This window comes from Bacteroides stercoris ATCC 43183, assembly GCF_025147325.1.
Taxonomy (GTDB): Bacteria; Bacteroidota; Bacteroidia; order Bacteroidales; family Bacteroidaceae; genus Bacteroides; species Bacteroides stercoris.
Window position 1 is genome coordinate 2,673,659 of the sequence record NZ_CP102262.1, and the last position, 25,239, is coordinate 2,698,897.

The following is a 25,239-nucleotide window of genomic DNA, read 5'->3' on the forward strand; positions in this document are numbered from 1 at the left end:
CTCTTCTATATATAAAAGGTTTATAAGCATTATAAAATGTTCTGTTTATGCCCTCTCTTTGTAAAAAACGGACATTTTCCTGTCTATTGTGTTCTCTGGTATTCGGCAGGAGTCATGCCTGTTATCCGTTTGAAGAACTTCGAGAAAAAGGAAGGGTTGGGAAAGTTCAGCTCGTCCGATATTTGGAATATCAACAGATTGCTGTGTTTCAGCAATACTTTCGCTTCAAGAATAACGGATTGGTTGATCCATTGCATTACCGTCTGTCCGCTTGCCTCACGTATAACGGTGCTTAGGTAATGAGGGGTCAGGCATAGCTTGCCGGCATAGAAGTCGACGGAACGTTCCTGCTTGCTATGCTCGTTTACGAGAGCTATGAAGCGCCGGAATATTTCTTCCTGGCGTGAAAGGCGCAGCGGGGTGGCGGTACGCGTTTGCTCGTAAGTATACTTGAGGTTGTAAAGCAGGGAAATGATGAGATGCTGTACGGTTTCGCGGCGGTAGGGCGAGGAATGGAGTATATTCCACAGCAGGGTAAAGAACATCTCCGTCTGTGTCCACTCTTTCTCGTTAAATGACAGCACAATGCCATTTCCCGTGTAAGTTTCCGACAAGATAGAACCGGGCAGGGCAGGCAGGAAATTGCGTGCGGGCATTATGATTTGAAAATCATAGTCGGGACTGATTTCCAGCAGTTCTATCAGGGCATTGTCGGGGATAATTATGATTTTGCGGGCGGATGCTTCGTATTCGATGAGGTTGATGGAGATTCGCCCTGTTCCTTGCAGGACACGGATAATCCGTCCTTCTTTGGTACGGTAGGGTTGTCCGGTATGGAACAATTTGCTTCCCATTTGCGTAAAACTGATGACCATCCCCAAGTCATCGTTTATGAAGCGGTACTCAAGATGATTGATGATGTCCGGTTTATGACGGATGTCATCGAATGCAACGCTTATCGGTCTGCTTTTCTCCATATCTATAAACAGTAAGTAATTCAGTGGCAAAGATAATAAAGTATCCATATCGTTTGTCTTTTTCGGTAAAAAGTCGTACTATCGGAACATCATTGCTGACAAATGGATTGTAAACATACTAAGCTGTGCGTCTATCTTTGCATTGTGCTAAATAAAATAAGAAACAGATATGGATGTAAAACAAGCAATTCTCTCTTTAGCCTTTCTTCTTACGGCTGCATTGGCTCATGCACAACTGACCTTGGACGAGTGCCGACGTCAGGCGCAGGCCAATTATCCGTTGGTGCGCCGGTACGGACTGATAGAAAAGGCATGTGAATATGATCTTTCCAATGCCGGAAAGGGCTATCTGCCCCGGTTCTCATTGTCGGGAAAGGCCACGTATCAGAGTGATATAACCCGGCTGCCCGTCGAGATACCGGGTATTGATGTAGAGACAGCTCCCAAAGACCAGTATCAGGTGATGCTCGAATTGCAGCAAACCATTTGGGACGGCGGGGATATCCGCAACCGGAAACGTCTGACACGTGCGGCATCGGATGTGGACATGGAAAAGCAGCATGTAGATATGTACGCATTGAACGACCGTATCAACCAGCTGTTTTTCGGTATCCTGCTGCTGGACGAACAACTGAAGCAGAACCGGCTTTTGCAGGATGATTTGGGACGGACGCACAAGCAGGTGTCTGACTATATGGCAAACGGTATAGCTACCCAAAGCGATTTGGATGCCGTCAGTGTGGAGCAGTTGAATGCCGGACAGCACCGCATCGAACTGGAAACATCGCGTCAGGCATACGTAAACATGCTTTCCGCTTTTATAGGAAAAGAAATCCCTGCCGGAACTGTTTTTCAAAAGCCTGCACCGGAAAGTACCGTCAGTGTGGCGGGTGGGATAAATAACCGTCCTGAACTCCGCCTTTTCGAGGCTCAGACAGAACAGCTCAGCGTGCAGGAAGCTACATTGAATGCAAGGGTAATGCCCCGTTTCGGGCTTTTTGTGCAGGGTGCCTACGGCAATCCGGGGCTGAATATGCTGAAAGATGAATTCAGTGCATACTATATGGCAGGTGTACGCATGTCGTGGAATTTCGGCAGCCTCTATACCCTGAAGAACGACCGCCGCAGGATAGACAACAGCCGCCGGCAGATAGAAACAAGCAGAGACGTGTTTCTGTTCAATACCCGTTTGCAGGCCACACAGCAGGATGCGGGCGTATTGTCCATGCGCAGGTAAATGGCGGATGATGATGAAATTATCCGCTTGCGTGAGAATATCCGTCGTGCAGCCGAGGCCAAAGTGGAGAACGGAACGCTGACCGTTACCGACCTGCTTCGCGAGATAACCAATGAGAATCTGGCACGCCGGACCAAGGCATTGCATGAAGTGCAACTGTTGATGAATATCTGGCAGTTGAAATACACTTTGAATAATTGAGATTTTAGAATTGATGGTAACAATAAAATCCTATGATATGAAATCATTTACATTATTTCCAGTATTGTTCTTTCTTGTCGCTTGCAGCAGCGGTACACCCGAATATGATGCTACGGGAACTTTCGAGGCTACCGATGTCGTAGTCTCTGCCGAAGCGTCCGGAAAGATACTCGGTCTGGATGTGGAAGAAGGTACTGTTTTGAAAGCCGGGCAGGAAGCCGGCATTATCGACACAGTTCAGCTTTATCTGAAAAAACTCCAGTTGGAAGCCGGTGTTAAGTCCGTGGAAGGGCAACGCCCCGATATTCTGAAACAAGTGGCGGCAACCAAAGAACAAATCGTTCAGGCGCAACGCGAACGCGACCGTGTAGCCAATCTGCTTCGTGTAGGTGCAGCCAATCAGAAGCAGTTGGATGATGCCGAATCACTGCTTAAGGTACTCCGCAAACAACTTGCCGCACAAAACTCCACGTTGCAGAACAGCGACCAGAGTCTGACCTGGCAGAGTTCGTCGGTCGGTATTCAGGTTGCCCAGGTTGAAGACCAGTTAAAGAAATGCCACATCGTTGCTCCGCTGACCGGAACTGTCCTTGCCAAATATGCAGAAGCGGGAGAGCTGGCCGCACCGGGTACTCCGTTGTTCAAGATGGCTGATATGGAACAGATTTATCTGCGTGCCTATATCACTTCCGAGCAACTGTCCGAGGTGAAGCTGGGGCAGAAAGTGACTGTATATGCCGATTACGGTAAAGATGTCCGGACTGCATATCCGGGAGTCGTCACCTGGATTTCGGACAGTTCAGAGTTTACTCCCAAAACGATTCTTACGAAAGATGAACGTGCCAATCTGGTATATGCCGTTAAAGTGGCCGTGAAGAATGACGGTATGTTGAAAATCGGAATGTATGGGGGAGTGGATTTATAATTCGTCATTCGATACCGTCATGGATTTTGCAGTAACTGTCGATAATGTTTTTAAACGCTACGGCCAGGTGGAAGCCTTGCAAGGCGTTTCACTGTCCGTCCGTCCGGGTGAACTTTTCGGAGTCATCGGCCCTGACGGTGCGGGGAAAACGTCTCTGTTCCGTATTCTTGCCACCTTGCTGCTTGCCGATGAAGGCAAGGCTACGGTATGCGGGCTGGATATGGTGAAGGATTATAAGGCTATCCGCCAACGGGTAGGGTATATGCCCGGACGCTTCTCTCTCTATCAGGATCTGACGGTAGAGGAGAACCTGAGTTTCTTCGCTACGGTTTTTCATACTACCATCGAAGAGAATTATGATTTGGTGCGTGACATCTACCGGCAGATAGAACCTTTCCGCAAGCGTCGTGCCGGAGCATTGTCCGGTGGCATGAAGTAGAAGCTTGCCCTAAGCTGTGCGCTTATCCATAAACCGGATGTCCTTTTTCTGGATGAGCCTACTACCGGTGTAGATCCGGTTTCGCGCAAGGAGTTCTGGGAGATGCTTCGCCGCCTCAAAGAACAGGGTATCACCATCATTGCCTCTACTCCAATTGTGGACGAGGCGCGTCAATGCGACCGTATTGCCTTTATCAATGAAGGCCGGATACATGGCATTGATACTCCCGACTGCATTATGAAGCAGTTTGCAGACATACTTTGTCCTTCGGGACTGTTGCACGAGAAAGCGGATAACCGTGAGAATTACGTAATAGAGGTGGACGGACTGACAAAACGTTTCGGTACTTTTACGGCTGTGGAGCATATCTCCTTCAAAGTCCGTCAAGGTGAAATATTCGGCTTTCTGGGAGCCAATGGAGCCGGTAAGACTACCGCTATGCGCATGCTCACGGGGTTAAGTCGTCCTACAGACGGTAAGGCTTGCGTGGCTGGTTTTGATGTTGCCACCCAATCCGAAGCCGTGAAGAAGAATATCGGCTATATGAGCCAGAAGTTTTCTTTGTACGAAGACCTCAAGGTATGGGAGAATATCCGCCTTTTTGCCGGTATCTACGGAATGCCCGAAGCCGAGATTGCTCCGAGAACAGATGAATTGCTTCAGCGCCTGGGTCTGGAAAAGGAACGTAATACGCTCGTAAAGAGCCTGCCGCTGGGCTGGAAACAGAAGCTGGCTTTCTCAGTCTCCATTTTTCATCATCCCAGGATTGTTTTCCTGGATGAACCTACAGGGGGTGTCGATCCTGCCACTCGCCGCCAGTTTTGGGAATTGATTTATCAGGCAGCCGACCGGGGCATCACCGTTTTTGTCACGACCCATTTTATGGATGAGGCAGAATATTGCGACCGTATTTCTATCATGGTGGACGGCGTAATCCGTGCGCTTGACACTCCCGACAGACTGAAACGGCAGTTTGGAGCCGATACCATGGACGATGTGTTCCAACAGTTGGCTCGTGAGGCTGTAAGAACGGTAGACTGATACAGATATAAAATTCAAAACAGATTGTTATATAACCATGAAACAATTCATAGCTTTTGTCCGAAAAGAATTCTTTCACATCTTCCGCGACCGGCGCACGATGCTGATTCTGCTGGGTATGCCCGTTGTGCAGATAATCCTTTTCGGCTTTGCCATCACTACGGAAGTAAGGAATGTGCGTGTGGCCGTTCTCGACCCTTCCAATGATGCCGTAACCCGACGCATAATCGATCGTGTGGATGCCAGTGAGTACTTTACCGTTATCCGCCGTCTGCATTCTCCCGAAGAAGCAGAACGCTTTTTCAGGAGCGGTGACATTGATATGGCAATAGTCTTTAGCGAACGTTTCTCGGACAATCTCTATACCGGTGAGGCCGGAGTACAGATTATTTCCGATGCCACCGACCCTAATATGGCTACCATGCAGGCGGGATATGCCACAAATATCATCTCCATGGTCAGACAGGATATGCTTCCGCCCGGAGTACGCGTATCCGCCATTGTGCCCCAAGTCAAGCTGCTTTATAATCCGCAGATGAAGAGTGCCTATAATTTTGTTCCCGGTGTTATGGGGCTTATCCTGATGCTGATTTGCGCAATGATGACTTCCATCTCCATCGTGCGCGAGAAGGAGACGGGAACTATGGAAGTGTTGTTGGTTTCTCCCGTAAAGCCGCTGTTTATCATTCTTGCCAAAGCAGTGCCGTACTTTGTGTTGTCATTTGTCAATCTGATTACGATTCTGCTGCTTTCGGTCTATGTCCTTCATGTTCCGGTTGCAGGCAGCCTGTTTTGGCTGATTGCCGTATCACTGCTTTTCATTTTCGTATCATTGGCTTTGGGACTGCTTATCTCCACTGTTACCCGTACACAGGTGGCAGCTATGCTGGTATCCGGCTTGATGCTGATGATGCCCACTATGTTGCTTTCGGGAATGATATTTCCTATTGAGAGCATGCCTGCCATTTTGCAAGGTATTTCTACGGTGATTCCCGCACGTTGGTATATTCAAGCGGTACGCAAATTGATGATAGAGGGTGTGGATATATCACTGGTGCTGACCGAAATCGGTATACTGACTGTTATGGCGGTACTCCTGATAGCCGTTAGCTTCAAGAAATTCAAAAACCGGTTGGAGTGAAGTTGTTCCGATTATAATTATTCACCGGCTGGCAAAGTCAACGTATCCGTGTGTTAAATATGTAAGATGTGTCATAACCGTAGAGCATAAACAGTAGTATCCTTATGATTAAATATCTGATAGAAAAAGAATTCAAGCAGTTGTTCCGCAACTCATTCTTGCCTAAGCTGATTTTCATATTCCCTTGTATGATTATGATACTGATGCCTTGGGCTGCCAATCTGGAGATAAAGAATATCAATCTCAATGTCGTCGATAATGACCGTAGCGTTGTGTCCCGCCGTCTGGTGGATAAGCTCGGCGCTTCCACTTATTTCCGTCTGACAGCGTTGCCCGATACGTATGATGAGGCTTTGTACGGTATTGAGGCTGGTACGGCAGATGTTATTTTGGAGATTCCCCGTGATTTCGAGAAAGACTGGATAAACGGCAAAGCTCCCCGTCTGCTTGTTGCCGCCAATGCGGTGAACGGAACAAAAGGAAGTTTGGGCGGTTCTTATCTTTCTGCCATCATCGGTGACTATACCCGTGAACTGAAGTCGGAAATGGCTGTAAGACCATTGGCAGACAAACCACTTCCCCGTATCGGTATTTCCACATTGAATCTCTATAATCCTACGCTGAACTATAAGCTCTTTATGGTTCCTGCACTTATGGTGATGCTGCTGACGCTGATTTGCGGCTTTCTTCCCGCCCTTAATGTGGTGGGCGAGAAAGAGGCGGGTACAATTGAACAGATCAATGTGACACCGGTCGGTAAATTCACGTTTATTACTGCCAAATTGATACCTTATTGGCTGATAGGTTTTGTGGTACTTACCATTTGTTTTGTCCTTGCATGGTTGCTTTACGGCATTCTGCCTGCCGGACATTTTTTCACTATTTACGGTTTTGCGCTGATATTTCTGCCGGTTGTATCCGGATTCGGTCTGGTTATATCCAATCATTCGGCAACGTTACAGCAAGCCATGTTCGTTATGTGGTTCTTTATGCTTGTACTTATTTTGTTGAGCGGGCTTTTTACGCCGGTCCATAGTATGCCCGAATGGGCGCAATGGATTACCCGTATCAATCCGTTGAGGTATTTTGTAGAGGTGATGCGTACGATATACCTTCGCGGCGGTGGTTTTGCGGAGTTGCTTCCCCAATTGGGTATCTTGTCCGTATTTGCTGTGGCAGCTAATGTTTGGGCGGTAAAGAGCTACAGGAAAAGTAATTGAGAAAGTCGGTAAGGTAATTTTCTCCTGATTGTTCTGTGAAAGCATGGTCAGTCATTCCTTTTTTCTATCTTTGCAGGCAAATTAATCAATACCTTATACCGAATGAACACGCAAAACTCTTATCTTGCTTCAAAGCCGCATTACGAGATACTCGATGGGCTTCGTGGCGTAGCTGCCGTAATGGTAGTCGCTTTTCATCTGCTGGAAGCGCATTCCGGCGGCAATCACTTGGAACAAATTATCAATCACGGTTACCTGGCGGTAGATTTTTTCTTTATGCTTTCCGGTTTTGTTATCGGTTATGCCTATGACGACCGCTGGAGCAGGATGAGCATCGGTACTTTCTTCAAGCGGCGTATTATCCGTTTGCATCCTATGGTGATAGTGGGAAGCATAGTGGGTGCGGTGTTCTTTTATTTTCAGGAGTCGCCCTGCTTTCCGGCTATTCAGGATACATCGGCAGGGACTATGCTGCTGGTAATGCTGCTGGGGTGTACGCTGCTTCCGCTTCCTTTGAAATGGGACATTCGCGGCTGGACCGAGATGCATCCGCTCAACGGACCGGCCTGGTCGCTTTACTACGAATACATAGGCAATATTCTTTATGCATTGTTCATCCGCAAGTTCAGCAAGACAGCTTTATCCGTTCTCGTTGTTGTGGCGGGATGTTTTACGGTGCACCTTTGTCTTACCGCACCTGCAGGTGATATTGTCGGCGGCTGGGCGTTGAATTGGGAGCAGCAGTACGTAGGGCTTGTCCGGTTGATGTATCCTTTCTTTGGCGGATTACTGCTGTCTCGTCTGGGGTGGATTGTTCGTATTGAGAAGCGTGCGTTCTGGTGGTGCAGTCTGATGATTGTGGCAGTTTTGGCATTTCCCCGTCTGGGCGGTGAAAATCATTATTGGATGAACGGACTCTATGAGGCCTGCTGCATTCTTTTTGTCTTTCCTGTGATTGTGTCCATGGGGGCGGGAGGTAAGGTGACGGGCAAACGTTCTACCGCTGTGTGCAAGTTTCTGGGAAATATTTCGTATCCGGTATACATAACGCATTATCCGTTGGTGTATACCTACACGGCGTGGGTGTGCAATAATAATGCTACTTTAGCGGAAAGCATTCCTTATATGATACTGACCTTTGCCGGTGCTTTCGTGCTTGCCTATGCCTGTCTGAAACTCTATGACGAACCTATACGCAAATGGCTGACAGACCGATTCCTGAAAGGAAAGAAAACTGTTAAAAGTTAGTTCTCGTGTAGTGAGGTAAACGCATGTACAATGTAATCCAGTTCAGGTATGATAAAAAAGTCCCGATGCAGTTTATTCAGAATCTGCACCGGGACTTTTCTCTAATTACCAGTTATCTTATTTTACGTCAATGAATCTTTTGGCCTTTTCTTTTTCCTGTTCGGAAAACTTCGGCAAGTCTATGTTCAACACGCCGTTTTCTACTTGTGCGGAAATCTTTTCTTTGTCTACATCGTCCGGAAGGATCATTGTCTGTTGGAATTTGGAGTATGAGAATTCGCGACGCAGATAGCGGCCTTCTTTCTTCTCTTCCTTGTTTTCCGTTTTCTTCTCCATGCTGATGACCAAGTTGTTTTCTTCGTCGATATGGACGTTGAAGTCTTCTTTGGTCATTCCGGGAGCTGCCAACTCTACCTTGTATTCCTTTTCTGTTTCAAATACGTTGATGGCGGGAGCCGTTGCATTGGCTTTTACCATCCAATCGTTATCAAAGAAATCGTTAAAGATACTTGGTAACCAATTCTGAGTTCTTCTTACAGGCATCATAATCATAGTCTCCTATCTTTAAAAAGTTATACATTCGTTTTGCTCTGAACTTCGGTTTTCGATGTTCCCCGATGTTTGCCTTTCGGCTTTCACCGTCTGTATCTTGAACCGTCGTTCACTTACTGTTATGGCAAACTGTATGCCAACTGGTTTGTACTCACTTTATTGACTAATTGTCATTGTTGGTCTGACTATTTTACCTGTATAATGCCAATATTGCTATCTTTTTATTTAAAATTGATTGAATTTCATACTAATTTAAAACGCATTCGCCAGCGCTTGCTTTCTTCGTCCCAGTCGTGGCTGATAATTTTGAAAGTTCCTATCTCGGAAGTGTTGACAACGTGTGTACCGATGCAAAGGCATTCGTCATAATCACCGACTTTTACTATACGTACGGTTTCCGAAGCATCTTCGGGTAACCGTTCCAAATCGAACCGTCCTTTGGCTTCTGCCTGAGCGATGAACTCGGTAGTGACAGGCAGATGCCGTGCTATCACTTCATTTACCGCTTTTTCCAGACTCTCTATTTGCTCTTCCGTGGGGCAGGCATTGAGCCGATAATCCAATTTACTTTTTTTGCGTTCTATATGAGCGGAGACGGAACGGCCGCAACCGAATAATCTGATCATTGTCTGATTAATGATGTGTTCGGTGGTGTGCATAGGCGGGTATTCCTGTTTGTTGTGCTCATTGAGTTTCGCTTGTTGTTCCATAAGTTCTTCTTTTAAAATACTGTATACATGTATGTCCGCATATTCTCCCGAAGCCAATAACTCTCCGGCCCGTTCCGTTCCTTCAAGGCGGAAGCCAAGCCTGACGGGAATGCCGTTGCTTGCTACATTGCCCGTGGCACAACGTATCTGTATGCGTTTTATATTTTTGGTTTCGACGGCCCATCGGCATAGGCGGCGGACACAATCGGTCATGATGCCCTGATGCTGGTATTCGGGCAGAAGCCAGTAACCGATTTCCGTGCGGTGATTGGCAAAGTCGGAAAAATGAAAACCTATCAGTCCGCAAATTTCATTCTCTCTGTTCCAAATACCGAATATAGGTTCGTAGCTGTCGGCAGGGGCGGAGAGGACCCTTTTCAGAAAGTTTTCCTCATCGGCTACGGACTTCAGGTTGTCTACAAAAGGCAACCATGTCCGCATATAGTTGCGGTGGGTATCTATGGCATGGTATATGGCAGCGGCATCTTCTACCGTTACTTCACGCAGCACAATATCCGGACGGATTTCAAAAGATACATTTAAATGGTTGAAAGGCTTTGTCTCTTTCTGCCTGTCCTGTATCCTTTCCTTGAGTTTGCTCCAGGCGTGGGTGTCGAACAGGCAGCTTTCGCGCATGGTGTGATACATCTCCTTGAACCGGGACATCGGAATGGTGAAGCTTAATAACTCTGCCTCGAAATGAGGGCGGACAGACGGGTCGAAGAATCCCAAAAAGGTTCGTTTGCCTTGTTTCCGGTTTTCAAGGATAGCCTGAGTCACTACGGAACAACAGCCCGAACCGAAAGGAGCTGATACGGCATCCGTTGCATTGCTGTCGAAAAAAGCCCATGTGGCAAGTCCTGCCAGCATGTCCGGCGTGGCAAGAAACAATATGCCTTCCACTTTGTCGAAAGAACCAATCTTGTCGATTCGTGCAAAGTGCAGGTAGGCTTTTTCCGCTTTAGGCACTTGCAATTCCTGTATGAAGTCAATAACCATATCGGGTGTTTTCTTGTATTTCTCTTTCAAAGAGACGAAGCCGGGCACATGTTCCGGCATATCCGTGAAGCCTGTGTAGAACTTGCCGCCTCCACAGCCTATTGTTTCGGCATTGAGGCTGATTATTTTTCCGTTTCTTACTTGCGCCATGCTTTTAAAGAAGCACCCGTTTACTTTCTCTGCCGGAGCTTCCGGTTGGTCGGAGTACCAAAATACGATGGGAAGTTCGGCCTGCTGCCCGAAAGCTTCCCGATAATTGCCTATAAACGTATGTATATCCATTCCCTTCTATTTTTCACCAAAGATAATTAATATTCCGGGAATTTCTTTTCCGGTATGCGAAAATACGGTTTTATGCTAACCGATCAGCGCCATATAAGCCAGTTCTCCGATGATAAACAAGCTGACTGCACCTATCAGAACCGCTTCGCCCAGCAAATACCCTAATGCTGCATGCAAAATAGTGCAGTGGTATTTGGATATTTCGCTATGATGCCGATGCCGCCAGGCTATCATTCCACACAAGGCGGGAGCAACGAACAGCAGGAATATGAATCCCGCTGTCGATGCTCCCGACCACATGCCGCTTATTCCTAACAGAATTTCCATGAGCAAAGTTCCGCAGATAAGAAAAAGCATGAATAAGGAGAATTTCGGAATGGCAGTTATCTGCTCTCTGCGCATTTTACGGATTAACCGTATGTAGGCTACTACTCCTGCAATGGGCAATGCAAGAAGAAAAAGAAGGATGATAGTGGCCATTATATAGGACAAGATTATCTTCATTTTCGGTAAATATTATTTTTCTTTTCCAAACAGTAAGTACATATAATTAGCTAATGGAGTATTTTATTGATACAAACTGATTTAAACTATTTGCTTCTCTCAAATTAAAAGGTACTGACGAGAACCTTTGATGCAAATATATAAGAAAGAAAATATAAAACCAAACAACCGATTGGTTTTTGAAAAATAAGAAAGAAAAACCGGAAAAGTGGCTGGAAAATTAATCAGGAGTGGACAGGAAAACCGGGAGTGTTATAATTGTTTCTGAATACGAGATACATTATGATTCCCGTTAAAGCATGCTATAAATAGAGGAAATGGTGGTAAAAGGCACTGCAACGTAAAAAAGATGGTTCCGAAAAAAGAAGCGGATGAAATGCATGGGCATAAAAAAAGGAGTACCGCTGTACTCCAACCTTTGTTAACCTTAAATCTAATACTATGAAAAACACGTTGCAAAGATACGGACATTTGATAAATCTGCAAATTATCCAAGAAAAAAAGCATGTTTTATAACATTTATTATAAGATTGAACTTCTTTTTCGGACTTGTTTAAATTTTGTTCGGTATTCTTCTCAGAGCTGTTTTGCAGTTGTCTGAGGAGTATAACGGGCTATGTGACGAATAAAAACAAGAGAACAAGCCGGAAAGAGACTCGGAAGAAGCCTGAATAAAATTCTTTTTTAGCTTGTAAATGTCAGGGGAAATTGTGAATATTTGTATTATAAAAATCATAACTCTGCTAAGAGCGGTATATATTAACTGAATTATCGGTATATGATATGACAAATAAACAAATGAACCCGGAGAGCATTGACAGAATAGAACATAGTACTTATACGCCTCTGGAAAAGAAATATCTGAAAGTGCAGTTTGTCAAAGTGGCATTGGTTTATCTCAGCCTTATGGCTGTTTCGCTTTTTCTTCTTTGTGCAGAGGGGTTTGCCTACCGGTATGCCGCTACTATCATTGTTGAATGCGGTTTGCTTGTAGCATCCGTTGTTAATTTGCTGATTCTTCCCAAGGCATACAACTATAAAGGATTCGTTATTCGTGAGCACGATATAACCTTTCGCTCCGGGATTATCTTTCCTTCGGTTATTACCGTTCCTTTCTGTAAAATTCAGCAGGTGAGTGTTTGTCAGAATCCTGTTACACGTCTGTTTGGACTGTATTCCGTTGACTTGGTAAACGGAGCCCAATTGTTGGCTACAATCAGAATTCCCGGACTGACGGAAGAGAGAGCAGATAAAGTGAAGGCGCTTGTCATAGAAAGTATAAAAAATGAAAACAAATGATTTCTCTGCGCCGAGGCGAATGAGTAAAAGCGCGTTCGTAATATTCCTTGTCAACAACCTATGGCTTTATGCGAAGTATTTTCTTTTTATAGTCATTCTTGAATTGTTTAATTCGGAAAAGAAATTATCTTTTATTGAAGCGGCTTTGGATTTTTTGGTTGTTTTGGCAATCTGTCTGACCTTGGCAGCAGTCATTGCTTTTATCAATTATTATTCCAAAAAGTATTATGTGGAGAATGGAAATCTGATTTTCATTCACGGTTTGGTACGTAAGGAAATTACCAGTATATCTTTGACGAAAATTCATTCTTTGCGTACTAAACAGGGATTGATTTATCGTTTGCTGGATATGAAGGGAGTATCATTTGATACGCTTGCATCGCAATCGGAAGAAATAGAAATGATTCTTGACAATGAAGATTGGGAAGCATTGCTCAGCCGGATAGAAACTTTGGATAGTCAGACACAGATACAGGCATCCGAAGCAGATAAGATTGAAGAGAAAACCGATGGATACACTACCAAGTTGAGCGTTGGTAATTTGAATCTGATTAAAGGAGCACTTTGTCAAAACCACCTTCGGGGCATGGTTGTATTTGGAAGTATTTTAGTTACTTTATATGACCAGATTATATCGGTCAATGAAAATGCTGTGGAATATTTTTATGGTTACATGGCTACACATGCCGATTTCTTACGGCTTTCATTATCAAGTTGTATCACTGTTGCCGCTATCTTGTATATAGTTACATTGCTACTATGGTTGGGTAAAGTCTTTTTGCGCTATTTCAATATGGATATACGTATAGACCGGGAACAGCTGTTCTTTGAGAGCGGACTGATTTCGCGTAATAGCAGCCGGTTCTCATACGATAAGATTTGTACTGTTTATATCAAGCGGAATATCATTGAAAAATGGTTGGCTTGCAGCACTGTTATGCTGAAACAGGCATTGAATGCCACTGACAGGAATAGAGGAGCGGATGTCAGAATTTATGGTTCAGACTCTGCTACAACTTTTCTGGACTGGTGGTTGGGAAAGGATTATGCATCTTCGCAACCTATCGTTTCTGCTCAATCCGGATACGGCTTATTAGGCTATACCATCCGGTTCGATCTGTTGGTTTCGCTTGCAGCCGGTATAGCCTTATGCTATTTTCAATATTACGGTTGGCTTTGGCTCCCGGTCGTTTATATGCTGATATCCCTGATAAAAGGGATTTTTGCCGTACGTCGGAGTTCTATCACTTTAAAAGAGGATTATGTGGAAATCAATTCAGGAAAGTTTGCAGAAGTGAAAAACTATTTCAAATATTCGAACATGGAAGTGGTTCGCATGACAGCTACTCCTTTTACTCCTTTTTATCACAGAGTAAATCTTGTCATTTCTACCAATGGTTCCCTACCAATGGTTCCTCCTTTACCATAAGAAGCCTGAAAGAACAAGAAGCTAAGGAAATCTATGAATTGCTGCTGTATAATTGCTATATCAAATGAGGCTGATGGAGGCTTGCTGTTTATTCCATCGGCGGAATTATCTGTGCACATATATTAATTCCGCCGTTTTTTCTCTATCTCTTTTTTAGGAATTTCAGCCTTTGGCTTCCTGATACATAAAGCGTTTGATACTCTTCTTGGCGGTCTTTTCAAACTCCTCGAAGTGTATTTTTACTTTGGTAATCTGGCAATATGCCGGCAGAAGCAGGTTCAGTTCGTTCCGGTTGGCTTCCATTGCCTTTTCTATATCGGTTTGTTGCAGGCCGTGGGCAAAGGCATCGTCGAAGTCGGGATAAATCAGGGCTACGAGTTTGTCATGCTGCAATACAATCAACGATTCCGAGACGTAAGGCATGTTATTCAGTTTGCTTTCTATCTCTTCGGGATAAATGTTCTGTCCGCTGGAAGTGAGAAGCATATTCTTGCTGCGCCCGCGTACGGTGACGTAGCCGTCGGCATCCATTGTGGCGAGGTCGCCTGTGTGCAGCCAGCCGTTGACATCTATGATTTGGGAAGTGGCTTCGGCATTCTTGTAATAGCCCAGCATAAGGTTGCTTCCCCGGCAGATGATTTCGCCCGCTACATGCTGAGGATCGGGAGAATCTATCTTTACTTCCATGCGGGTAGTGGCCTTTCCGCACGAAGCGAGCTTCAGGGTTTCCCAGCGGCTAGAGCAGATGATAGGACCGCATTCCGTCATGCCGTAGGCAATGGTGTAGGGGAAGCCTATCTGTTTGAGGAAGCGTTCCACGTCGGCGTTGAAAGGTGCGCCGCCGATGATGATTTCATCGAAATTGCCGCCGAAGACATCCATAGCCTTTTTGCGCATGTCCGCTTTTATCTTATCGTTGACGATAGGCATCCGTAACAGCAGCTTGCCTATCTTGTTGTCTATGAGTGGCAGGATGTTTTTCTTGATAATCTTCTCTACGATGAGCGGCACGCAGGATATGACGCGCGGCTTGATTTCGGAGAATGACTGCGCGATAATCTTTGGCGACGGCATGCGGGTGAGGAAATAAAGGTGTGCACCTGCCGAGAAACCGTAAAGAAAATCGTAGACCATGCCGAAAACATGCCCCAGAGGGAGCATGGATACGATATGGTCGCCGGGACGTACGGGCAGCATTTCGTGGCAATAGGCTATATTGGACCATAAGCTGCGGTAGGGCAGCATCACGCCTTTGGAATAGCCGGTAGTGCCGGACGTATAATTGATAACCGCCAACTCTTCGGGCGACTGTTCTTTGCGGTAGCAGATATGTTCAGGACGGAAGTTCTTAGGATAGCGCGTGCCGTAGATGGCGTTGCGGTGTTCGAAAGCTTCCATGAGCCGTTCGTCCCGGCAGACAACCGGAGTAAAATCCGTCAGCAAGACAACTCCCATAAGCAACGGCATGGCTTCTTCGTTCAAGTTCTCCCAAGCCCGGTCGCCGACAAAAAGGAGTTTGGCTTCGGAGTGGTTGACGATATTATGTATGTTGTCTGCTTTGAATTCGTGAAGAATAGGAACGATTACAGCACCATAAGTCACTGTTGCCAAAAAGCAAACCGCCCAATGGGCACTGTTACGACCGCATACGGCTATTTTATCACCGGGCTGGATACCGGCGCTTTCCAATACGATATGAAATTTAGCGATCTTGCGGGCAACATCTTTATATTGTAGGGTTATTCCTTGATAGTCTGTCAGAGCGTTTCTGTCCCAGTTTTGTATGATGCTTTGTTCGATATAGTCGATGAACAGTTGTTCTTGTTTCATGCGTATATTTGCACACTTTAGTTAAAACTGCGCAAATATAGGGCTTATAGTGATGCAATGCAAGTGGTTTAAAGTTTTTTTCATGAGGGTATGTCAAATTTAAAATTCGCTTACTATTTGTTTTTTTAGGCATGGGATTACATAGGTTTCACGGAAAAAGAATAAAGAAAATCTGTGTTTTCCGTATAATTCCGTGCCTAAAAAAACAAATAGTGTATTTTCTCCCTCTTATTTCCTATTCTTTGGTCTTTTCAGAAATAAGCAGCAATTTGTCTCCCACATGAAGTTTCAGAGTGCCGTTGGGTATCAGGTATTCGTTGTCGCGTTTCACTATCATAACGAGAGTTCCCTGGGGCAGGTTCATGTCTTTGAGGGTATCGCCTTTCGCGTCGAGCATCTCCCGGGTGACGGTTACATCGCGCAGGTCGGAGTCGATATCTTCGGGCAGTTCCACTCCGAAGTCGTTACCTGTCTTTTCCATCGGGGTGGAAAGCCCCATGATGCGTGCTACTTTAGAGACGGTAGTACCTTGGATGACGAGTGAGAGGATGGTGATGAAGAACACGATGTTGAAGATTACATCTGCTCCCGGCACACCTGCCACTACCGGATAGGTAGCGAAGATAATGGGAACCGCGCCTCGCAACCCTACCCAGGACACAAACATTTTGGACTTCATATTGATACGTTTCCCGAACGGGAGCAGGCAGAGGAATATGCTGAGCGGACGTCCTATGACAATCATGAATACGCCGATGAGCAATGCCACGACTGCCACTTCCAGCATTTCGTGCGGGTTCACCAGCAGACCGAGACAGAGGAACATGATGATCTGGAAAAGCCATGTCAGTCCATCCATAAACGTGTAAATCTCTTTGCGGTGCATGATTTTGTTGTTACCCACCATCATGCCGGCAATGTAGACGGCGAGGTATCCGTTGCCCTTCATCAGATCGGTAATGGAGAAGGTAAAGAATACGAACGACAACAGCAGAATGGGGTAGAGCGACTGGTTGTCTATATTCAGCCTGTTGAGCATAAGGATGGCCAGCTTGCCCAGCAGATAGCCGGCGGCAGCACCTACCACAAATTGTATTACGAAAGAGAAAGCTATCTGCGAAGCACCCATACCCGAGGACTGGATGAGCTGGATAAGTACGACAGTCAGCATATAGGCCATCGGGTCGTTGCTTCCGCTTTCCAACTCCAGCATGGGACGCAGATTGTGCTTCAGGTTCATCTTCTGCGAGCGCAGGATGGCGAATACCGATGCCGAGTCCGTAGACGACATAGTGGAAGCCAGCAGCAGGGAGGTGATGAGCGGCAGGTGGATATTGGTCCAGCTCATGCCCGACAACCACCATATAAACAGTCCGGTAAACAGTGCCGTCAGCAGCACACCGAAAGTAGACAGTACAATACCGGGGGAGAGGATAGGCTTGATTTCGGTGAACTTGGTATCCATTCCGCCCGAAAACAGGATAATGCTCAAAGCCACCATACCGATGAACTGCGCTTCTTTGGCGTTGTGGAATTGCAATCCGAGTCCGTCGCTGCCGAAAAGCATGCCCACCACAAGAAAAAGTAACAAGGCGGGAACTCCGAAACGGTAACCGGTTTTGCCAACGATGATGCTGACAAAAAGTAAAATAGAACCTACAAGTAAAATGTTTTCAGCTGTAAATAGCATAAATAGTGTGTTATGAGTTTTATTGGAAAATGCTTTTCGTACCTTTGTGTACAAAGATATTCATTCTTGACAACAAAACCAAAACTTAATTGGTTCAATTAAATTTCAATACAAAAGTTGTCTCCTTCCCGGCTATCAGAGAGAGGCTTCCGCCGGATAAGCGCATGATTTGCCGGGAGATGCTCAGTCCGATGCCGCTTCCGTTTTCTTTGGTGGTGAAGAAAGGAATGAAAATATGCCCGGCAATGTCCGGGGGGATGGCAGGGCCGTTGTTGGATATTTCTATCAGTACGGCTTCGGCTTCGTTGCAGTAGGCGCGTATGTTGATGTGTTTTTCCGTAGTCGCTGCGTTTGTTTCCGCTGTTGTTTCCGCATTTGTCCCCGTTGCTGCCGGAGCACCCGTTTCAAAAGCCTGTATGGCGTTTTTCAGTAAGTTTATGATGACTTGCGAAATGAGGTTTTCGTCGGCATAGAGTATCAAATCGTCGGGAACGATGGAAACATTGAACGTAACCGGGGTGTCGGGATATTGATGGCGCGCCAGTTCCGCCATACGGTTGATGAAGCCTTTGAGGTAGAACAGGGACGGTTCGGGAGTGGGGATGCGCGTAAACCTGCGGTAGGATTCTACGAAAGCGAGCAACCCTTTGCCTGTGGTACTGATTGTTTGCAGACCGTGCCGCATCTCTTCTTTCGATATCCGGGCTTCGGTCAGTTTCAGCAGGGTGTCGCTCAGGGAAGTGATGGGGGTTACGGCGTTCATGATTTCATGGGTCAGCACGCGTGTAAGGCGTATCCAGGAGTCTATCTCCTTTTCGTCCAGTTCGTTGTTGATGTCGTTCAGGGCGAGGATGCGCAGGTGCTCTTGGCGTACGGTGATGTCGCTGACGCGGACAGATAGGTTTACGGTTCCGCGTTCGTTGCCGAATGCCGCCTGGAACTTGTCGCCGGGACGGCAGGCGGTGAGCGTATCCGTCAGATGGGCGTCCACGCGCGACAGTTGGCGGACGTGCGTAAATACTTCCAGTCCGAGCAGGCGCAGGGCTTCGTTGTTCTTTTGATAGACGGCTCCGTTGTCGTTCAGCACGATGATACCGGTGTTTACACAGTCGAGGATAAGCTCGTAGTACTTCTCCCGTTGGGCGGTTTCACTCTTTACATTATGCAGGATACGGGCTACGCGGTTCAGCGAACGGTTTACGAGGCGGTTGTCTTCGGTTCCATCCGTTTCGGAGAAGTGGATGGTGGTATCGTTGTTTTCGATGGCATCGAGCATGAAAAGAACTTTACGGGTGTGGCGGCGGTACAACCGCTGCTGCCAGTATACTGCCAAAGGAAGAAGCACGGTGAACAGGACAGCCCAGAGCAGAGGGTCGCCCCAACCATACGCACCCGGCGGCTTCAGAAAGAACAGCGTCCACATTATGCTGGCAGCCGTGGCTGTGAGCAGGCTGACGACAGTCCGGAAAACGTAATATTGGCTGATATCCTTAGATTTTTCAAAGCCCATACTTCTTCATTTTATTGTAAAGCGTCTGCCGGGTAATTCCCAGTTGCGAGGCCACCGCCGAGAGATTGCCGCCGCACTTGTCCAGCGTGTGGCGTATCATTTGCTTTTCCATGTCTTCAAGAGTGGATGCGGCAGGCATTTCCGGGGCTTCGTTCCTGCGTTGCAACTGGAACAATCCGGCAGAGAGGAATGCACCGTCGCAGATGATAACGGCTTTCTCGATGGCATGTTCCAGTTCGCGGATGTTGCCGGACCAGGGGTGCAGCATCAGCTTCTCCCGCGCCGCATTGTCCAGACGCAAGGCCGGCTTCCCGTATTGCTTGCAGAAACGTGTGATGAAACGCTCTGCCAGTGGGATGATATCTTCCTGCCGTTCACGCAGCGCAGGAATTTCAAGATGGATGGTGTTGATGCGGTAGAGCAGGTCTTCACGGAATTCTCCTTTATCCGCCATTTCGGACAGGTTGCGGTTGGTGGCGCAGATAAGGCGGATATCTACGGGAACAGGCATATTGCTGCCCACCCGCACGATGCTGCGGCGCTGGATGGCGGTCAGCAGTTTGGCTTGCAGGTGATAGGGGAGGTTGCCTATTTCATCGAGGAAGAGCGTGCTGTGGTCGGCAACCTCGAACTTTCCGGGACGGTCGGCATGGGCATCGGTGAACGCCCCCTTCACATGGCCGAAAAGCTCGCTTTCAAAAAGGCTTTCGGTAATGGCACCCATGTCCACGCTTACCATTTCCTTGCGGTGGCGTGCGGAGAGGGCATGTATCTCGCGGGCAAGCATCTCTTTGCCCGTGCCGTTCTCGCCGGTGATGAGGATGTTGGCATCGGTGGCCGCTACCTTTTCTACCAGCATGCGAAGCTGCTGCATGACGGGGCTTTCTCCCCAGTACATGGAAGAAGCGGTGCTTGCAGGCGTGGTTGCTGTTTTCTTCCCGGATGCAGGGGCGTTTTGTGCGGCATTCAGCAGGGTTTCCACTAACTTTCCGTTATCCCAGGGCTTGACGATAAAGTCCGTTGCTCCTTCCTTTATCCCCCGTACGGCAAGGTCTATGTCGGCATAGGCGGTGAACAGCACTACGGGGAGCGCCGGATATTGTTTCTTTATTTCGTGCAGCCAGTAAAGCCCCTCGTTTCCGGTATTGATGCCGGATGTGAAATTCATATCGAGAAGCACTGCCTGCCACGTATCTTCGCGTAAGGTGGCGGGAAGGGTAACCGGTGAAGAAAGGACGGTTATTTTATCAAAATAAGGCTTCAACAGCAGTTGCAATGCGGTGAGTACGCCGCGATTGTCATCAACGATAAGAATGTTTCCGGATTTCTTCATGGCAGAACGATGTCTTGTTATATTTGTGAGGGCAAATATATTCTATTTTCCCGAGAAAGAAGGAAAAGGGGCGGAATAATTCGGGGACTTTTTCATTGGGCTTTGCTGCCCGGCAAGACACATGGATGTTTTTTTATAAGGAGCGGAAGTAACAAAAGCAGTAGCAGAAGAGGGGCTGCGCTACGTTCCGCCTCAGGGTACATGCCGTACCACGACAAGGTAGGTGTCATACCACGGTGTGGTATACGTTGTACCACGGCATGGTAGGTGCTGTACCACCGCAGGGTACATGCCGTACCATAGCGAGGTACTTCTTGTACCACCGTGGGATACATCTCGTACCACTGCAAGATACAGCCGGCAACCTTGCGGTAACTGTAATTTCACTTGAAAGACATGTCTTACAGCAACTGTAGCTTCACTCCGAAGGACAAGCTCAGGTAATCCTTCGGCTTCAGGTACTTGTTGGTGAATGCACTTACGATGTACAGGTCGCAGGTACTGATTTCGTAGAACAGCGTAATGGCTTTTGCCGTAAATCTGCGGCGCGGGTCGATATCATACGTAATGCGTTGTCCGAGGAAAGCGTGGATGCGTACTTTGGACGAGAAACCGTAGTAGCCTTTCGGATAACGATCCGGTTCGTTCACCCAGAATTCATCGCCGAACACGGTATTGAAGTACATACCGCAGGTAAGGGGTTCTGCCGAGAACCGGCTTTCTTTGATTTGCAGGCTCCAGGGGATGTAGTTCTGCTTCAAGGTAAATGTCAATTTGGTGCAGTCGGACTGATATTTGGGCAGGACACCCAGAAAAATATCCGTTTCCCATTGGTTGCGCTTGCCGTAATCCCAGCCTGTGCCCAGCGAGAGGAGTCCCATATTGCCGGCAAACTGTATCTTGGTGTGTGTCGGAATCAAAGCTTCCCACCGTTTGCGGTAGCGGTGCACGCGCCGGTCGTAACGGCTGTGGCGTGTACGGCCGGTAACGACGGTGTCGGGTTTGCGTTGCAGGTAAACTGTATCGTGCTTTACAATAATCACCGTATCCCGTTCCTGTGCGGAAAGCGGGCTGCACCACAGCAACAGCAGGCAGATGGCGGCGAGTGCCGGCAGATTAGAAATAGACCACTTCGCGCTCATATCCTTCGGGTGTTATGGTGAATACATAGTAGTTGCGGTTCTTCATGCAGTCGCTCATGTAGTACATGATGCCGTCCTCAAAGAGGTTTTCCTCGAAGACGTGGTGCTCGTGGGCGGCAGTGCAGAACTGTATGCCGGGAAATTCGGTTACGTAGCGGTGAAAGACGCGTGCCACGTTATTATTGAACTGGTCGGCATAGGGACGTACGTGCATGGACACAACGGTTTTGTCGAATTCGTCCTTGCGGTCGGTAAGCTCTTTTTCGAGGAACGTGAAGTCGGGAATGGGGCGGGAGTAGTCAAACTCCATAGCGTTGGTGTTGAGGCATACGAACTTCACCCGTCCGGCAATGAATGAGAAGTTAGGGTCGCCGAATACGGCGCGGTATGTTTCTTCTCCCGTGCCGAGGCAGTCGTGGTTGCCTATCAGGGCTACGTAGGGCACACGGAGCTTGTTCATGATGTCGCGCTGCCACAGAAACTCGTCCGTCACGCCGAAGTCGCTCATGTCACCGCCGTGGATAACGAAGTCGATGTCATCGCGCTTGTTTATCTCTCCCACGAAGTCCAGCGTTTCGTCGTACCAGCGTTGCGAGTCGCCCATGGTCACGAACTTAATCGTTGTCTTGTCCTTGCATTTCTGCTCTATCTCCGCAATATTATGGGCGTTTACATCGGTTTCACCGTTGATGCGTACATCATACGGATGATAGTCTATCATGTCGCAACTGCCCATAAGCAGGCAGAGGAATGACAGAAGTAAAGGTTTATATGGCTTCATCATAATAACTCTATACAGTCTATATCTATGAAAGTTGAATTATCTGTCAGTATATATCTATGGAAACTGAGGGCAAAGGTAAAGTTTTCATTCGATAGAAAAGTTGTCCTATTTTCCGTTTTTCTGTTCTGTAAGTGATGATTTGGCTAATCAGGCCAGGGGTTGCAAAGAATAAATGTCTGTTTATCTGATTTGTAGGCAGGCATTAAGCAGATAGTATTTGATTATTCGGCAGGTGGTGTCTAATTATTGGACGGGTGGTGTCTAATTTTTAGACACTTGCATAAGGATTATTTATGCAGGATTACCTGATAATCAAAATCATAACTCCTTTGGCACGCTTTCTGCATTATTATAGGCAGGAAAACATGGCGGCAAGCCATGTATTTCCGATACTGTAGGTTTACGAATTATAAATTAGTATACGATGAAACAAATCTATTATGTCATTCAAACCCTGCTTCGGGGACGCGGCTCGAATATCATCAAGATAATCTCTTTGGGATTAAGCCTGACGATGAGTATCCTGCTGTTCTCCCGCGTGGCGTACGAGCAGAGTTTCGACACCTGCTACAAAGACTACGACAATCTCTACCAAATCTGGTCGGTATTTACCGTTAAGGGCGAGAAGTACCCGCCGCAAGAGCAGAATTGCGGCCCTGTGGCGGGCGCCATACTGGAGAACTTTCCCGAACAGGTGGAAGCTGCTACCAGCACCTGCCATTGGATGAATGCCCCGTTATACAATGAAAACGCCCGTTTTGACGAAAGAAAGATAGTGGCGGATTCACTCTTTTTCAAGACAATGGGTATCGAAGTGCTGAGCGGTAATCCGGTGAAAGACCTTCAGCAGCCCAATGTGATTTTCCTAAGCGACCGCTTTGCCGGGAGAATATTCGGCGGAGAGAATCCGGTGGGAAAGACCGTCAACTACAATCACGAGAAAGACTTTACGGTGAAAGGTACTTATGAGGCATTGCCCGAAAATGCAACCGTCCATCCTGAAGCCGTTATCTCTATGCCCACCTTGTGGAACGACGGAGTCGGCAACTACTCATGGCGCGGGGGAGACAGTTATCCTGAATACATCCGTTTCCGTCCCGGTGCGGACAAGTCGGTGGTGAATGCGCGTATAGACGCTATGATAGAGAAATATCGCCCGGAAGAGGACAAAAAGAAGTATGGCTATACGGCGTTTGTAAAGCCTATCCGTGACACCTACCGCAATTACGAAAGCGTAGAGCGGATGCGTAATATCATGACCGTCCTCGGCCTTGCCATTCTTTTCATTGCAGCGCTGAACTACGTGCTGATTTCCATTTCCTCACTTACATACCGTGCCAAAGCGGTAGGCGTGCATAAATGCAACGGGGCGAGCGGTGGCAAGATATTCGGCATGTTCCTTTTGGAAACGGGCATTATCATTGCGGCGGCATTGCTCCTGATGGCTTTGGTGCTGCTGAATTTCCGGGAGTTCTTTGAAGATACCGCTGCGGCGAAACTTTCTTTGCTGCTTGCTCCGGAACGTATCTGGGTTCCGCTGACGGTGGTCGGCATACTGTTTTTGGTGGGCGGAGTATTGCCGGGACGTTTGTTTGCCCGTATTCCCGTATCCCAAGTGTTCCGCCGCTATACCGAAGGGAAGAAAGGCTGGAAGCGTCCGCTGCTTTTCATCCAGTTTGCAGGCGTGGCATTCATTTGCGGACTTATGTGCGTGGTGATGGTGCAGTATCAATATGTGCTGAACAAGGATATGGGGTATAATCCGCAGCGGATGGCGTTTGCCAATGCCTATTGGAACGAGGATAAAGAGAGTGATGCCGCTCTCCGGTTCTTTAAAGGGCTTCCTTATGTAGAGGCGGTGACCAGCGCCAACAATACGCCTGTCAGCGGATATAGCGGCTCTATGATTCGTGACGCATCGGGCAATGTGCTTTTTTCCACACGTGCCTGTTTCTATATGCGGGAGGACTATCCGGCAATGATGGGCATGGCGTTCAAGGCGGGGCGTATGGCACGTACGAAAGATGAGATAATCGTAAATGAAACATTTGTGGACATGATGCATTGGGGAAAGGATGCCGTGGGGCGTACCGTCGATGTAGACAATGCTGCACAGATGAAAGTGGCTGGGGTGCTGAAAGATTTCCAGATAGGGGATTTCACGGAAGCCAAGATGCCTTTTGTCGCCCGCTATAATCAACATTTCACGGGGACGGTACATGTCCGTTTGAAAGAACCTTTTGTACAGAACCTGCGGCAACTGAACAAGGACGCAGCCGATGCCTTTGGCAATCAGACCATCGACTTCGTCAGCTTCCTATATGAAAAGCAGATTACCGACAACAGTGTCCGCGTGTTCCGCAATGCCACACTGATGGCGGCCGTAACGATGTTCTTCGTCATGCTGATGGGGCTGATAGGATATACTGCCGATGAAGTACGCCGTCGCGGCAAGGAGATTGCCATCCGCAAGGTCAACGGTGCGGAAGCATCCTCTATCCTGGAATTGCTTTCCAAAGACGTGCTTGTCGTAGCATTGCCGGCAGTTGTTCTCGGAACTCTTGCATCGTGGTATATCAACGGTATCTGGATGGAGCAGTTTGCCGAGCAGGTTCCTCTCGGTTGGGTTGTATATCTGCTGGTGGTAATCGCCAATCTGGCGGTAATCGTAGGCTGCGTCCTTTGGAAGTCCTGGCGGATAGCCAACGAGAACCCTGTGAACAGTATCAAGAGTGAATAAAAAAGC

The 25,239-nt window shown here is 47.4% G+C and carries 17 protein-coding genes and 3 pseudogenes; 9 read left to right on the top strand and 11 right to left on the bottom strand.

The features are described from left to right. Window positions 1-83: 83 nt before the first annotated feature. Window positions 84-977 (bottom strand): helix-turn-helix domain-containing protein, encoded by an 894-nt coding sequence (locus NQ565_RS10985; protein ID WP_040316131.1) that lies wholly within the window; start codon window positions 975-977, stop codon window positions 84-86. Window positions 978-1,146: 169 nt separating this feature from the next. Here NQ565_RS10985 and NQ565_RS10990 point away from each other — a divergent pair. From NQ565_RS10990 to NQ565_RS11015, 6 genes and pseudogenes are all read left to right on the top strand, one after another. Continuing rightward, window positions 1,147-2,415, top strand: a pseudogene (locus NQ565_RS10990) (TolC family protein). 37 nt (window positions 2,416-2,452) lie between these two features. Beyond that, window positions 2,453-3,340 carry an HlyD family secretion protein gene (locus NQ565_RS10995; RefSeq protein WP_016662832.1) on the top strand — a complete coding sequence of 296 codons (888 nt, stop codon included), beginning with the start codon at window positions 2,453-2,455 and terminating at the stop codon, window positions 3,338-3,340. 19 nt (window positions 3,341-3,359) lie between these two features. Next, window positions 3,360-4,820: pseudogene (locus tag NQ565_RS11000) on the top strand (ATP-binding cassette domain-containing protein). Window positions 4,821-4,857: 37 nt separating this feature from the next. Continuing rightward, window positions 4,858-5,961, top strand: coding sequence for an ABC transporter permease (locus NQ565_RS11005; protein ID WP_005656698.1), 1,104 nt, complete (start codon window positions 4,858-4,860; stop codon window positions 5,959-5,961). Window positions 5,962-6,065: 104 nt separating this feature from the next. Further along, window positions 6,066-7,181, top strand: coding sequence for an ABC transporter permease (locus NQ565_RS11010; protein ID WP_005656696.1), 1,116 nt, complete (start codon window positions 6,066-6,068; stop codon window positions 7,179-7,181). A 102-nt stretch (window positions 7,182-7,283) separates the two neighbouring features. Next, window positions 7,284-8,429: an acyltransferase family protein gene (locus NQ565_RS11015; RefSeq protein WP_005656694.1), complete on the top strand. Its 1,146-nt coding sequence runs from the start codon at window positions 7,284-7,286 to the stop codon at window positions 8,427-8,429. A gap of 117 nt (window positions 8,430-8,546) precedes the next feature. Here NQ565_RS11015 and NQ565_RS11020 read toward each other — a convergent pair whose 3' ends face one another. The 4 genes and pseudogenes from NQ565_RS11020 to NQ565_RS11035 all read right to left on the bottom strand — a co-directional run bounded on the left by NQ565_RS11020 (window position 8,547) and on the right by NQ565_RS11035 (window position 11,476). Continuing rightward, window positions 8,547-8,975: an Hsp20/alpha crystallin family protein gene (locus NQ565_RS11020; protein ID WP_175456010.1), complete on the bottom strand. Its 429-nt coding sequence runs from the start codon at window positions 8,973-8,975 to the stop codon at window positions 8,547-8,549. Between the two features lie 248 nt (window positions 8,976-9,223). Next, window positions 9,224-9,691 carry an alanyl-tRNA editing protein gene (locus NQ565_RS11025; protein ID WP_231292995.1) on the bottom strand — a complete coding sequence of 156 codons (468 nt, stop codon included), beginning with the start codon at window positions 9,689-9,691 and terminating at the stop codon, window positions 9,224-9,226. Further along, a pseudogene (locus NQ565_RS11030) lies at window positions 9,689-10,972 on the bottom strand (GNAT family N-acetyltransferase); the annotation flags it as partial. The gene NQ565_RS11025 and the pseudogene NQ565_RS11030, both read right to left, overlap by 3 nt. Before the next feature lie 75 nt (window positions 10,973-11,047). After that, window positions 11,048-11,476 (bottom strand): hypothetical protein, encoded by a 429-nt coding sequence (locus NQ565_RS11035; RefSeq protein WP_005656688.1) that lies wholly within the window; start codon window positions 11,474-11,476, stop codon window positions 11,048-11,050. Window positions 11,477-12,259: 783 nt separating this feature from the next. Between NQ565_RS11035 and NQ565_RS11040 the strand changes: the two genes are divergently transcribed. Beyond that, window positions 12,260-12,775: a PH domain-containing protein gene (locus NQ565_RS11040; protein WP_005656684.1), complete on the top strand. Its 516-nt coding sequence runs from the start codon at window positions 12,260-12,262 to the stop codon at window positions 12,773-12,775. Then, complete coding sequence (locus tag NQ565_RS11045; RefSeq protein ID WP_005656682.1) at window positions 12,762-14,204, top strand: PH domain-containing protein; 1,443 nt, start codon at window positions 12,762-12,764, stop codon at window positions 14,202-14,204. The genes NQ565_RS11040 and NQ565_RS11045 overlap by 14 nt, the downstream gene beginning before the upstream one ends. Window positions 14,205-14,366: 162 nt before the next feature. On the opposite strand, the gene NQ565_RS11050 is transcribed toward NQ565_RS11045, so the two are convergent. The 6 genes from NQ565_RS11050 to NQ565_RS11075 all read right to left on the bottom strand — a co-directional run bounded on the left by NQ565_RS11050 (window position 14,367) and on the right by NQ565_RS11075 (window position 22,490). Then, window positions 14,367-16,034, bottom strand: coding sequence for a long-chain fatty acid--CoA ligase (locus NQ565_RS11050; protein ID WP_005656680.1), 1,668 nt, complete (start codon window positions 16,032-16,034; stop codon window positions 14,367-14,369). Window positions 16,035-16,269: 235 nt separating this feature from the next. Continuing rightward, window positions 16,270-17,724, bottom strand: a complete 1,455-nt coding sequence (locus tag NQ565_RS11055) for a potassium/proton antiporter (RefSeq protein ID WP_005656678.1) — start codon at window positions 17,722-17,724, stop codon at window positions 16,270-16,272. Window positions 17,725-17,818: 94 nt separating this feature from the next. Then, on the bottom strand, window positions 17,819-19,234 hold the full coding sequence (locus NQ565_RS11060) for a sensor histidine kinase (protein ID WP_005656676.1): 1,416 nt from the start codon (window positions 19,232-19,234) through the stop codon (window positions 17,819-17,821). Then, on the bottom strand, window positions 19,224-20,567 hold the full coding sequence (locus tag NQ565_RS11065) for a sigma-54-dependent transcriptional regulator (RefSeq protein ID WP_005656674.1): 1,344 nt from the start codon (window positions 20,565-20,567) through the stop codon (window positions 19,224-19,226). The genes NQ565_RS11060 and NQ565_RS11065 overlap by 11 nt, the downstream gene beginning before the upstream one ends. A gap of 401 nt (window positions 20,568-20,968) precedes the next feature. After that, complete coding sequence (locus tag NQ565_RS11070) at window positions 20,969-21,709, bottom strand: hypothetical protein (protein WP_005656670.1); 741 nt, start codon at window positions 21,707-21,709, stop codon at window positions 20,969-20,971. Beyond that, window positions 21,684-22,490 carry a metallophosphoesterase family protein gene (locus NQ565_RS11075; RefSeq protein WP_034536293.1) on the bottom strand — a complete coding sequence of 269 codons (807 nt, stop codon included), beginning with the start codon at window positions 22,488-22,490 and terminating at the stop codon, window positions 21,684-21,686. The genes NQ565_RS11070 and NQ565_RS11075 overlap by 26 nt, the downstream gene beginning before the upstream one ends. Before the next feature lie 427 nt (window positions 22,491-22,917). Between NQ565_RS11075 and NQ565_RS11080 the strand changes: the two genes are divergently transcribed. After that, complete coding sequence (locus NQ565_RS11080; protein WP_005656666.1) at window positions 22,918-25,233, top strand: ABC transporter permease; 2,316 nt, start codon at window positions 22,918-22,920, stop codon at window positions 25,231-25,233. Window positions 25,234-25,239 lie beyond the last annotated feature (6 nt).